The 12,205-nt window shown below is 65.8% G+C and carries 10 protein-coding genes; 8 read left to right on the top strand and 2 right to left on the bottom strand.

Annotation, left to right across the window (positions count from 1 at the left end; genetic code table 11):
* A partial coding sequence (locus E6K76_05705) for a hypothetical protein (GenBank protein ID TMQ59218.1) occupies positions 1–878 on the bottom strand: 878 nt, incomplete at its 3' end.
* A 438-nt stretch (positions 879–1,316) separates the two neighbouring features.
* On the opposite strand from E6K76_05705, the gene E6K76_05700 reads away from it, so the two are divergent.
* The 7 genes from E6K76_05700 to E6K76_05670 all read left to right on the top strand — a co-directional run bounded on the left by E6K76_05700 (position 1,317) and on the right by E6K76_05670 (position 8,824).
* Entirely contained in the window at positions 1,317–1,553 is a 237-nt protein-coding gene (locus E6K76_05700) for a CDGSH iron-sulfur domain-containing protein (GenBank protein ID TMQ59217.1), read from the top strand.
* Positions 1,554–1,582: 29 nt separating this feature from the next.
* Positions 1,583–2,722: a hypothetical protein gene (locus tag E6K76_05695; GenBank protein ID TMQ59216.1), complete on the top strand. Its 1,140-nt coding sequence runs from the start codon at positions 1,583–1,585 to the stop codon at positions 2,720–2,722.
* Between the two features lie 19 nt (positions 2,723–2,741).
* Positions 2,742–4,163, top strand: a complete 1,422-nt coding sequence (locus E6K76_05690; protein TMQ59215.1) for a nicotinate phosphoribosyltransferase — start codon at positions 2,742–2,744, stop codon at positions 4,161–4,163.
* Positions 4,160–4,816, top strand: coding sequence for a bifunctional nicotinamidase/pyrazinamidase (gene pncA / locus E6K76_05685; protein ID TMQ59214.1), 657 nt, complete (start codon positions 4,160–4,162; stop codon positions 4,814–4,816). Before E6K76_05690 ends, pncA begins: the two co-directional genes overlap by 4 nt.
* A 63-nt stretch (positions 4,817–4,879) precedes the next feature.
* The gene (locus tag E6K76_05680) at positions 4,880–6,907 is read left to right on the top strand and encodes a S9 family peptidase (GenBank protein ID TMQ59213.1); all 2,028 of its coding nucleotides are present in this window, start codon (positions 4,880–4,882) and stop codon (positions 6,905–6,907) included.
* A gap of 124 nt (positions 6,908–7,031) precedes the next feature.
* Complete coding sequence (locus E6K76_05675; GenBank protein TMQ59212.1) at positions 7,032–7,682, top strand: hypothetical protein; 651 nt, start codon at positions 7,032–7,034, stop codon at positions 7,680–7,682.
* A gap of 38 nt (positions 7,683–7,720) precedes the next feature.
* Entirely contained in the window at positions 7,721–8,824 is a 1,104-nt protein-coding gene (locus E6K76_05670) for a site-2 protease family protein (GenBank protein ID TMQ59211.1), read from the top strand.
* Between the two features lie 13 nt (positions 8,825–8,837).
* On the opposite strand, the gene E6K76_05665 is transcribed toward E6K76_05670, so the two are convergent.
* On the bottom strand, positions 8,838–10,442 hold the full coding sequence (locus E6K76_05665; GenBank protein TMQ59210.1) for a GAF domain-containing sensor histidine kinase: 1,605 nt from the start codon (positions 10,440–10,442) through the stop codon (positions 8,838–8,840).
* 132 nt (positions 10,443–10,574) lie between these two features.
* Here E6K76_05665 and E6K76_05660 point away from each other — a divergent pair, with 132 nt between their 5' ends.
* Positions 10,575–12,182 (top strand): methylcrotonoyl-CoA carboxylase, encoded by a 1,608-nt coding sequence (locus E6K76_05660; GenBank protein TMQ59209.1) that lies wholly within the window; start codon positions 10,575–10,577, stop codon positions 12,180–12,182.
* Positions 12,183–12,205: the final 23 nt, after the last annotated feature.

Below are 12,205 nucleotides of genomic sequence, written 5' to 3'. Positions count from 1 at the left end.
CCCGGACTCGCCGTGGAAACGGTCATCCAGGCGGGACCGAAGACCTTGGAAAAGGTGATCGGGTCTCCGTCCGCGTCGCTCGCGAATACCGAACGGTCGACGGTCGACCCCGGGGTCACGAAGAGCGTGTCGATGGACTCGATCTGCGGAGCCGTGTTCGTCCGGATCGCGATCGAGAACGACTTCTGATCCATCAGTATTCCGTCGCTTACCCCCACCGTCCCCGTGCTCGATCCAATATCCGAGGCGCTAGGGGACAGACGAACGAGACCCGTCGCCCCGCTCGGCGAGGCTTCGAGCGTCTGGACCGACATATACGCGGGGCCGGATACCTTGGAAAAGGAGAGGAGATTCCGGTCGGGATCGCTCGCGGTCAGGGTCTGCTCGATCGTCTGGCCCGCCCCTCCGCTCATCGGGGACGGCTGGTCCAGGATCGGCGCCCTGTTGGGGGTCACCGTGATGTCCAGCGTCGCGGTAGAGGTGGAGGACCCGTCGCTCGCCGCGATCCCCCCGGTTGCCGTGCCCACGTCATCGAAGGAGGGCGCGAGGTGCACGTTTCCCGTGGCGTAGCCGTGGCTCGGATAGATCGTGGTTACGGTCATGTAGGACGGGCCGAAGGTCTTGGAAAAGGTGATCGGGTCTCCGTCCCCGTCCGTCGCGTAGAGGTACTGGTCCGCGGTCGTCCCTTGCGGAACGGACATCGGCGCGGGCGCGAACAGGACCGGGGCGCTCACGGCTCGCGCGCGCTCCGAGGGACTCTGCGCGAGCGTGACCTCGTTTGCTCGATCCGCGGCGGACGGTGCTGCTTCCGAATTCGTGGCCCCTGCGAGGATGAAGAGCAAAAGAATAGCCAGGGCGACCGGAATTCGGGCATACATCGGACGACCCTCCCATGAAGACTCGCCCCGTTTCCCCGATGGGGGACGGATAGGAGAATGCCGTCCGCCGACCCTCCCACGAACGCAACAACGGGGAGATCGGGGAAAAGCGAGCGATTGGAGCTCGTGGGCGCAATGCGCCTCAGAAACTCCTTTAAGGATATAACCGTTCGGGCATCAGAAATCTCGAAATCGACTGCTTAACCGAGAGCTTTCCTGGGCGAACCTAGGGCGAAACCTGACGAACCTGAGCGAACCACGTCGCCCCCCCGGTAGCTTCGGGAACCCGCTGGCCCGGGCGCGTCTAGGGGAACTGCACGAACCTACGCGAGCCCATGCGAAACCAGACGAACTACTCCCGAAAGCGTTTATACTGAATCCATTCCCCGTGGCGGCGGTCACCCGCCCCCGGGATCGCGCGCACGACCAGGAGGATTCATGCCGGGAGCCACCATCACGATTCGAAACAATGGCTCGATCCGAGTCGAGGGGGATTTCACGATCGTCGATCAGGAAGGGAGGCCGTTCGATCTGGCCGGGCGCACGATGATCTCCTTATGTCGGTGTGGTCAGTCCTCGAACAAGCCGTTTTGCGACAGCACCCATAAGACATGCGGTTTTGCGTCCATCGTCGAGGCACGCGCGCTCCCGCCGCCCGCGCCGAAGCCCGCGTAACCGCTGGGAGATCTTCTCCGTAAAGGGCCATGATCCAGTCCTTCCGGGCCGAAGAGCTGCAACGTCTGCTGGTGGCCGACGGCCCGGGGCCGCGCCTGTCGCTCTACCTTCCGACGCATCGCCGTCATCCGGAATGGAAGCAGGATCCGGTGCGCTTCCGCGCGCTGCTCCATCAGGCGGGGGAGCTTCTCGGCACGCGGTACAAGAGCCGCGACGCGAAGGCGTTTCTGGAGCCTCTGCGCCGGCTCGAGGGCGATCGGCACTGGGAGTATTCGCTCGACGGCCTCGCGCTCTTTCGGTCGGAGAATTCGACGGCCGCGTACCGTCTCCCGATCCCCGTTCCGGAGCTCGTCGTCGTCGCGGACACGTATCACACGAAGCCTCTGCTCAAGTTCCTCCACTCGAACCGCCGGTATCTCGTCCTCGCGGTCAGCCAAAAGGCGGTGAGCCTCTATGAGGGAAGCCCATTCGGCGCGGGAGCCGTGAACCTGCACGGGGTTCCGTCGAGCCTCCGCGAGGCGCTCGGGGTTCCCGATTACGACCGGTCCTTCTCCGCCGCCGGCGGGTGGGCCCAGGGAGGCGTGTTTCACGGCAGGGGGCCCGGCAAGGAGCGCAAAAAGGAAACGCTGGTTCGTTTCTTCAACGCCATCGACCGGGGTCTCCACGAGTATCTCCGCGACGAGCGGGTGCCGCTCCTGATCGCTGCCGTCAAGTACTACCACCCGATCTACAGGCAGGTGAACCGCTACCCCGACCTTCTCGAGGTCGGGCTCGAGGGAAACTACGAGCGCGCGAACCCCGACGAGATCCACGCGGAAGCGTGGCCGCTCGTGAGCCGGGTGTTTCAAAGCCGTATCGATACCTGGGTGGCGCGGTACCGCGAGCGGGTCGGAACGGGCCGCGCGTCGGAGCGGCTCGAGGAGATCGCCGCGGCCGCGGTGACCGGGCGCGTGCAGTGCCTCTTGGTTGCCGAAGAGGAATCGGTGTGGGGGCTTCTCGACCGCAAGACGGGATCGATCCAGATTCACCAGCGGCAGATGGACGCGGACGACGCCGACGTGCTGGACGACGTCGCCGAAGAATCGCTCCGACGTGGCGGAGAAGTGTACGTGGTCCCGCGCGCTTCGATGCCCGGTTCGGGACCGATCGCGGCCCTATTCCGTTTCTGACCCCCGAGGGGGAGACGCCGTGGCGCCGCCCGCCCTGCTGACGGATCTCTACGAGCTGACGATGCTCGCGGGATATTTCGAGCAAGACATGCACCAGCTTCCCGCGACATTCGATCTGTTCTTCCGCGAGCTCCCGTTCCAGGGCGGATACGCGGTGATGGCCGGTCTGGACCCGGCGCTCGAATTCCTGCAATCGTTGAAGTTCCGCGAAGACGATCTGGACTACGTCGAGTCGATCGGCCTGTTCCGCGGTCCCTTCCTCGCGTATCTCTCGTCGCTCCGCTTCAAGGGAACCGTCACCGCCGTGCCCGAGGGGACGGCGGTCTTTCCGCACGAGCCGATCCTCACCGTGGAAGGGGCGCTGGCGGAAGTCCAGGTCGTTGAAACCGCGCTCTTGAATATCGTCAATTTTCAAACCCTGATCGCGACCAAGGCCTCGCGCGTGGTGCGGGCCGCGGCGCCCGCCAAGGTCGTGGAGTTCGGAACGAGGCGCGCGCAGGGGCCGGACGGCGCGATATCGGCGACACGCGCCGCCGCGGTCGGCGGCGTGCTCACGACCAGTAGTCTCGCCGCGGGGAAGGCGTTCGGTCTTCCCGTGGCGGGAACCCAGGCGCACAGCTGGGTGATGTCGTTCCCAAGCGAGCTGGAGGCGTTTCGCGCGTACGCGACCGCATTCCCGGACGCCTGCGTGCTGCTCGTGGATACCTACGACACGCTCCGGAGCGGGATCCCGAACGCGATCACGGTCGCAAGAGAGCTGGCCGCGAATGGGCACCAGCTGTCGGGGGTGCGGCTCGATTCGGGAGATCTCGCCTATCTGAGCCGGGAATCGCGGCGGCTCCTCGACGAAGCGGGGCTTCACCATGTGAAGATCCTCGCCTCGAACGAGCTGGACGAGCACGTGATCCAATCCATCCGCTCGGAAGGCGGGCGGGTGGATCTCTACGGTGTGGGGACCCGGCTCGTGACCGGAGCCGGGGAAGGGGGCGGGGCGCTCGGCGGCATCTACAAGCTTGTGGAAATCGGAGGCCAACCCAAAGTCAAGGTGAGCGGCGATCCTTCGAAGGGCACCATTCCCGGGAAGAAGCGCTTGTGGCGCGTGATCCGCCCGGACGGTGGGTTCGAAATGGACGTGATCGCGCTGGAGGGAGAGACGATTGGTCCCGGCGCTCAAGTTTTCGATCCGAGTCACCCGCTTCGCCACGCTCCGATTCCGAGCGGTACGCGGCTTGAGGATCTCCGCACGGTGGCGATGGATCGCGGCTCGCGGACGTGCGGTCCCGCGGCGCTTCCCGCGCTCGCGAAGCGGGCTGGAAAAGAGCTCCGGTGCCTCCCCGAGGGATGCCTTCGTTTGATGAACCCGCACCGATATCGGGTTTCGTTGAGTCCAAAGCTCCACGAGCTGAGGCTCAGGCTCACCGAGGAGGCGAGAGCGGAATGAGCGAGAATTCAGCGCTTGTCGTCGTCGACGTTCAAAACGGATTCATCTCAGAGGCCGATGAGCTTCCCGTCCCGGGGGGCGCGGAGGTCGTGCCGATCATCAACGCGTTGATGCCGCTCTTTGCGATCCGGGTAGCGACCCAGGACTGGCATCCCAAGGACCACCTGAGCTTCGCGAGCCAGCACCCGGGCAAGAAGCCCTTCGATCGGGGGGTCCTGGGAGGGCTCCCCCAGACCTTCTGGCCCGACCACTGCGTCCAGGGAACCCGCGGCGCGGAGCTGCATCCGGGCCTGGACCAGACGCGAATCCAGGCCGTGATCCGGAAGGGATACGACCCCCTGGTCGACAGCTACTCCGGGTTCTCGGACAACGCCGGTCGAAACCCGACGGGCCTCGACGGTTACTTGCGCGCGCGCGAAGTCACCCGGATCTACCTGGCCGGCCTGGCCCTGGATTATTGCGTCCGGTGGAGCTCGCTCGACGCGCGCCGTCTCCTGCCCGAGGCCCTGGTCTTCGTGATCGTGGACGCCACGCGCCCGGTGGACCGGCAGACGGGCACCGAAGCCCTTCGCGAGCTGGCCCAGGCTCGGATCCACTTGGTCCAGTCTGGTGAAGTGCGGGCTGGAATTGTGCAAGCGACCGCGCTAGAGTAAGGGATTCCGAGTGTCTTGAACCTCTCCCCGCATTCGGGGCTCCCGGTCCCCGCCGGAGGTCATGTGCACGTCGCCGACAGCCAGACCACCCTCCTCTACCCCGCCGGCAATCCGGCCAAGCACAGGCTCACCCCCGAGGATCTTTGGAAGATCGCCCGCGTGGGCGCGCCGCAACCAACGCCGGACGGCGACGGGATCATCGTTTCCGTCACGACCTTCGATGTCGAGGCCAACAAGGGGAAGCCCCGCCTGTGGCTGGTTCCCACGGACGGGGCCGAGCAGCGCCCGCTCACCTCGGAGGAGTACGCCAGCTCCGATCCCTCCGTGTCTCCGGACGGCCAGTGGATCTCCTTCACGCGGGTCCGGGGGGAGGAGAAGCCGCAGCTCCACATCATGCCGCTCGACGGGGGGGAGGCCGAGCGCCTGACCGATCTTCCGCTCGGCGTCCTCGACCCGAAATGGTTTCCGGATGGGAAAAGGATCGCGTTCCTTGCGATGCTCCTCGAGGAAGCTCCGACTCCGGAGGGGACGAAGGAGCTGCTCGAGAAGCGCGGGAAAGATCCGGTCAAGGTCCACGTCACCGAGGACCGGGTCTACCGGTACTGGGATCGGTGGCTCCTGGACGGGGAACGGCCGCATCTTTTCGTGTTCGATCTGCTGACCCGCCAGCTGACTGACCTCACGCCCTCCGGAACCGGCTGGTTCGATCTCATGGAGCCCGCCGGGCAGTACGATATTTCTCCCGACGGGACGGAGATCGCCTTTTCCGCGAACTCGAGCCTCCCGCCGCACCACCTCCTCCGCTGGGCGGTCTACACCGTGGCGGCGACGGGGAAGGGCCCGGTCCGGTGTCTGACCCCGGAAGGGGCTCCCGCCAATTCGGCCGATTGCATTCGGCCGCGATACTCACCGGATGGAAAATCGATCGTCTACGGCATGCAGCGCGACCCCTACTTCTACGCCGATAAGGTGCGGATCGTGCGGTACGACCGCGCGGCGGGAACGCACACCGTGCTCACCGAAGACTGGGACCGGTCGCCGGCCGCATGGGAGCATGCGCCCGACGGCACCCTGCTCCTCGAGGCGGAGGATCGCGGACGCGTCCTCCTGTACGTGCTGGGAAGGGGTGGTGGATCCCCGAAGCCCCTGCTCGAAGCCGGGACGATCTCGGGGCTCCGCATCGGGCGGGATGGACGGGTCTACTTCACCGTGCAGTCGCTCTCCTCACCGCCCGAGGCGGCGTCGTGCAAGCTCGACGGAGGCGGATTCCGGAAGCTGACGCACTTCAACGACGCGCTGATGAACGAGGTCGCCCTGGGCGAGGTGCGCGAGGTCGAGTTCGCAGGCGCGGGGGGCGATCGCGTGCAGATGTTCGTCGTGCTTCCGCCGGGTTTCGATCCCGCGCGGAAATGGCCGCTCGTCCACGTCATCCACGGTGGGCCGCATGGGATTGCCGGGGACAATTTTCACTTCCGCTGGAACCCGCAGGCATTCGCGGCTCCCGGTTACGTCGTCGCCTGCGTCAATTTCCACGGCTCCACTTCGTGGGGGCAGGACTTTGCGGCCTGCATCCAAGGGGGGCATGGCGATAAGCCGTTCACGGACATCATGCGTGCCACCGACGTGCTTCTCGAATCGGGATTCATCGACGAGAAGCGCATGGGCGCGGCCGGCGGGAGCTACGGCGGGTACCTCGTCTGCTGGATCGCGGGAAACACCGACCGGTTCGCGTGCCTCATCAACCATGCGGGGGTCTTCGACCTTCTCGCCGAATACGCGAGCGATATCACCCAGGGACGCCACAAGTCCTACGGTGGCGAGCCGTGGGACAATCTCGACGCGATCGACCGGTGGAACCCGGCTCGCTTCGCGCGTGGGTTCAGCTCCCCGATGCTCGTGATCCACGGCGAGCGCGACTACCGCGTCCCGCACACGCAGGCGCTTGCGGTCTTCAATATCTACAAGGCCAAGGGGCTGGAAGCGCGCCTCGTGTTCTTCCCCGACGAGAATCACTGGATCTTGAAACCGCAGAACTCCCTCGTCTGGAACCGCGAAGTCCACGCCTGGCTCAAGCGCCACCTCTCGCAGTAGCCGCGCCGGAAGGATGCATTTCAGCGATCTCTGGGGCATCATGGGTTCACGCGAAGACGTGTGAAGGAGTTTCTCACCCGGCCGGCGGCCGTTGGGTCGCCGGCAAGAAGCCAGGAGGGCTCACATGAAACCATCCCTCGCCGTGCGGCTCCACCGACCCGCCGCGCTCGCGTCCGCGCTTGCGTTCCTTCTCGCATCGGCCGGAGGCTGCGGCCGGAACGCCGCGGTCGCCGAGAAGGAAAAGGAGGAGACGCTGACCGCCGGGACCGCCTTCGTGGGCGCGTTGCAGAACACGATCGACACCGGCAGGAACAAAGTCGGGGATCCGGTCACCCTGCGCACCCTCGAGCCGGTCCGAGTCAACGAAAAGACCATCGTTCCGGCCGGCGCGACAATTCAGGGACAGGTCACCCACATCGATCCCGCGGGTCGGATTGCGGGCGGCGCGGAGCTCACGCTCCGTTTCACGGAGCTCGCGATGAGCGACGGCACGAGCTACGCGATCTCCTGTGAGCCCTTCCGGCTCAAAGGCAAGGGGCAGGCGAAGGAGAGCGCCAAGGAGATCGGCGGCGGCGCCGTGGCCGGAGGGATCGTGGGCGGGATCCTGGGTGGAAAGAAGAGCATCGTGAAGGGTGCGGCGGTTGGCGCGGTGCTCGGAACAGGGGTGGCCGTCGCGACCAAGGGAGACCAGATCGTGTTGCCGGCCGGCCAGAAGCTCAAGGTCACCCTCACGGCTCCGGTCGCGATCCGGCTGAAGCCGGCACCCGCCGCGTGAGCGCAACCCGCGCCGGGCTGCCCGCCCGCTGATCCGCCATGCGCTGGTCCTGGAGGATCGCGAACGTGGCCGGGATTCCGATCCGGATCCACGCGACGTTCCTGCTCTTTCTCGTGTGGCTCTTCTGGGCGAGCTATGCCCGAGGGGGCGGCACCCTACAGGCGGCGCGGGGCGTCGGATTCATCCTCTCGGCCTTCGGCTGCGTGTTGCTCCACGAGCTGGGGCACGCGCTGATGGGGCGGCGCTACGGCGTTGTGACCCGGGACATCACGCTGCTCCCCATCGGGGGAGTGGCGCGCCTCGACCGCATCCCCCAGAAGCCGCTTCAGGAGTTGGCCATCGCGCTCGCGGGGCCTTTCGTCAACGTGCTGATCGCCGGGGTGCTTTTCCTCTTCATGCAAGCCTCATCCGAGAACTTCGGCGACCCCGTCTTGCTCGAGCGAAGCTTCCTGGCGCGCCTCTTCTCCTTCAACGTCGTCGTGGCCGTTTTCAATCTGATTCCCGCCTTCCCGATGGATGGGGGGCGCGTGCTCCGGGCGCTGCTCGCGACGCGCCTGGAGTACGTCCGGGCGACCCGGGTCGCGGCCAATGTCGGCCAGGCGATCGCGCTGCTCTTCGCTCTCCTGGGGCTCTTCGGAAACCCGATGCTCCTTTTCATCGCGGTGTTCGTCTTCATCGGTGCCGGGCAGGAGTCGGCGTTCGTTCAGATGCGCTCTGCGTTCGACGGCATCCCGGTTTCGCGCGCGATGATTCGCGATTTCCGCGCCCTGCGTCCCGAGGATCCTCTTTCACGGGCCGTGGAGCTGTTGCTGGACGGGCATCAGCAAGATTTTCCCGTCCTGGGGATCGCGGATCGTGACCCTCCGGTGGGAATCCTGGCGCGGTCGGATCTCTTGAAAGCGCTCGCGGGGGGCCGGACCGACACGAAGGTGGCGGATGTGGCGCGCCGGAATTGCGGCCTGGCTCAGCCGGGGGAGATGCTCGAGGACGTCTTCCGGAGAATGCAGGAGAGCGGGTGTCCCGCCGTCCCCGTCGTGGAGCCGGGGCGCGGGATCGTCGGGATGGTGACGCTCGAAAACGTAGGGGAGTTCGCGATGGTTCAGGCCGCGCTCGGCGGCGGATCGAAGATCGGGCCCGCGTGACCGATCCGGGCCTCTAGGGGTTCTCCCAGAGCTGTTCCAGGAACGGATCGCGGCCGATCACGCTCTCGAGTCCGTCCCCTTTGGGGAGGCGGATCCAGAAGGTGGCGCCCGTGCCGCTCGGGCTCGCCCCCACACCCACCGTTCCTCCGTGAAGCTCCACGAATCGTTTGGTCAAGTGGAGCCCGAATCCCAGCCCATCCTTCATGCGCTTCGAGACCTCCGTTCCCTGGGCCTCGATGTCGAAGACCAGCGGCGCGACCTCCGGTTCGACCGCCGGGCCGGAATCCCGAACTTCGATCCGGATGTGATCGTCGCCGAGCCACGTGGTGAGGGTCACGCGCCCCTTCGCGGGGGAGAAGCGTATGCCGTTCTGCAGGAGGTGCAGGATCGCCTGCCGGACCTTCGCCGCGTCCACGTGCTGATCCGGGATCTTCTCGTCGAGCTTCATCTCGAGATCGATCTGCTTGCCCGCCGCGCTGGTCCGCACGGTCTCGACCGCCGCGCGTGAGATCGCGTTCACGTTGTCCTTGCGAAGATCGAGGAGGAAACGTCCCGTCTCGAGCCGGGCCAGATCGAGCACGTCGTCCACGAGGTTCATGAGACGCTGTGCCTCGCCGCGCAGCCGGGCCGTGAATTCCCGGCGCATCGACGTCGTCATTCGCTTGTCGTTCTGGTCCAGCACCTCGGAGTAGGCCAGGATGGTGGTGAGCGGGGCCTTGAGCTCGTTCTCCGCGGACGAGAGAAAGGAGTCCTGGAACGGAGTCACGCCCTGCGCCTCCGGCCCCCCCTTGGCGCTCGGCTTGAGATCGGTGGCCCGCTGTTCCAGGTGACGCACGACCAGCGCACGATCGATGACTCCGGCGACGTTGTCCGCGAATAACTGGCCGATGTCGCGGTGCTCGAGCCGGAAAGTCTCGGCCTTCGCCGCCCGATGCACCTGCAAAACGGCCACGCAACGATTCTCGAAATTGACCGGAAGGATGAGAGCGGAGCCCGCGTCCGGGTGCGCCATGAAGTGCTCCGCGAACCGCGCCTCCCGATCCGTCGCGCCCATCATAACGGGCTCGCGGTGCCGCGCCGCCCATCCGACCGCGCCTTCGCCCACCCGAACCTCGGACTCCGGCTCCTTGGGCGTGAGCCCGAAACGCGCGCGGCACTTGAGCGCCTTGCGATCCGGCTCGAAGAGAAAGAGCGCGACATCGTGCGAGTGAAGCGTGCTGGCCACGCGGCGGACGGTGATTTCGAGGATCGTGTCCAGCGGGAGATCCATGTGCAGGCTGTTGCCGAGTTGGAACAACGACGTGAGCTCGGCCAGCCGCCCCCGTGATTGCTCCAACTCCATCTGATCGTTCAGGAGCCGCGCCCGAAACTGGTTGATCTTGGTCTGCTGGTGCACGATGTACAAGCAGAAGAGAACCGTGAGCCCCACGAGCCCCACGAGGAGCATCCACCCGTTCGCCGGCAGGTTGTCGCCCAGGAATCCGGACCGTACGATCGACACCCAGAGCGTCTGAACGGTGAAGACGAATCCCAGCAGCACGAGGATGACGAGACCCAAGAGGGCCCATGTCCTGTGATCCGCCTGCTTCTGGGCTAGGCTGGCCTTGCTCCTGGACACGAGATCCTCCGTGTGAGAATGGGCAGCGGGTCAGGAGGTTCATCGGCAGCGGGGGGCGCATCTGAAGCCGGAACGGGGACCGATTCTCCCTCTTTCCCTTTGGAGGATCAGCGATTAGAGTGTTCGGGTCCCATGGACACATTGAGAAGCCACGTCAAGACAGGGTCGGCCGAATTCCAGCGCAATCGCGCGCATCACGAGGGGCTCGTCGCGGACCTGCGCCGGCGCCTCCAGGCGGTCGCGAACGCGGCGCCGCCTCATGTCGTGAAGCTCCACCGAGACCGAGGGAAGCTCCTGGTGCGAGAGCGGATCGAGCGGCTGCTCGATCCCGATACGCCCTTTCTCGAATTGAGCCCCCTCGCGGCCACCGGCCTCTATAACGACGAAATCCCGGCCGCCGGCATCGTCACCGGCATCGGCGTCATTTCCGGCCGCGAATGCGTGATCGTGGCGAACGATGCGACCGTCAAGGGCGGCACCTACTATCCGATTACGATCAAGAAACACATCCGCGCCCAGGAAATCGCGCTCGAAAACCGGCTCCCGGCCGTCTACCTGGTCGATTCGGGTGGAGTGTTTCTTCCGTTGCAGGCTGAGGTGTTTCCCGACAAGGAGCATTTTGGCCGTATCTTCTACAACCAGGCGGTCATGTCTTCCGAGGCCATCCCTCAAGTTGCCGCCGTTCTCGGCATGTGCACCGCGGGAGGGGCCTACGTGCCCGCGATGTCCGACGAGAACGTCATCGTGAAGGGAGCCGGGACGATTTACCTGGGGGGGCCGCCGCTCGTGAAGGCCGCCACCGGCGAGGAGGTCACGCCGGAAGATTTGGGAGGAGCCGAGGTTCATGCCCGCGTGAGCGGCGTGGTGGACCACATGGCGTCGAATGAGGCGGACGCGCTCCAGATCGTCCGGAGCATCATGGCGAACCTAAACGGTGTAAAGCGCGTCGACCTCGACCTCGAGGAGCCCGAGGACCCGGTCTATCCGTGCGACGAGATTTACGGCCTGCTGCCGACCGATTTGAAGCAGCCGTACGACGTCCGGGAAGTGCTGGCGCGGCTCCTGGACGGGAGCCGATTCCACGAATTCAAGGCGAGCTATGGGACCACGCTGGTCTGCGGCTTCGGTCGCTGGATGGGATATCCGGTAGGCGTCGTCGCCAACAACGGCGTGCTCTTCTCGGAAAGCGCTCTCAAGGGAACCCACTTCATCGAGCTTTGCGTGCAGCGTCGGGTTCCGCTCCTGTTCCTGCAAAACATCACCGGCTTCATGGTCGGGAAGAAGTACGAAGCGGGGGGGATCGCGAAAGACGGCGCCAAGATGGTCCAGGCCGTCGCGACCGCGCAGGTCCCGCGGATCACGGTCCTGATCGGGGCCTCGCACGGAGCGGGAAACTACGCGATGTGCGGGCGCGGGTACCGTCCGCGCTTTCTTTTCACGTGGCCCAACTCGAGAATTTCGGTCATGGGGGGGCAGCAGGCGGCGGAGGTCCTCGTCCAGGTGAAGCGCGAGCAGCTCGCGCGCGACGGGAAGACGCTGTCGCACGAGGAGGCGAAGGCGATCGCCGATCCCGTGCTCGCGAAATACGAGGAAGAGGGTAGCCCCTATTTCGCCACCGGCCATCTCTGGGACGACGGCGTGATCGATCCCGCTCAGACGCGCGAAGCGGTAGGGCTCGCCCTCTCCGCCGCGCTCTGCGCCCCGATCACGCGCGGCCCGGCGCCGGTGTATCGGATGTAAACGGCCGACGTGTTCCCTCCGCC

It is taken from the genome of Candidatus Eisenbacteria bacterium (genome assembly GCA_005893275.1).
Taxonomy (GTDB): Bacteria; Eisenbacteria; RBG-16-71-46; order SZUA-252; family SZUA-252; genus WS-7.
This window is presented reverse-complemented; position numbering and strand designations above follow the sequence as displayed.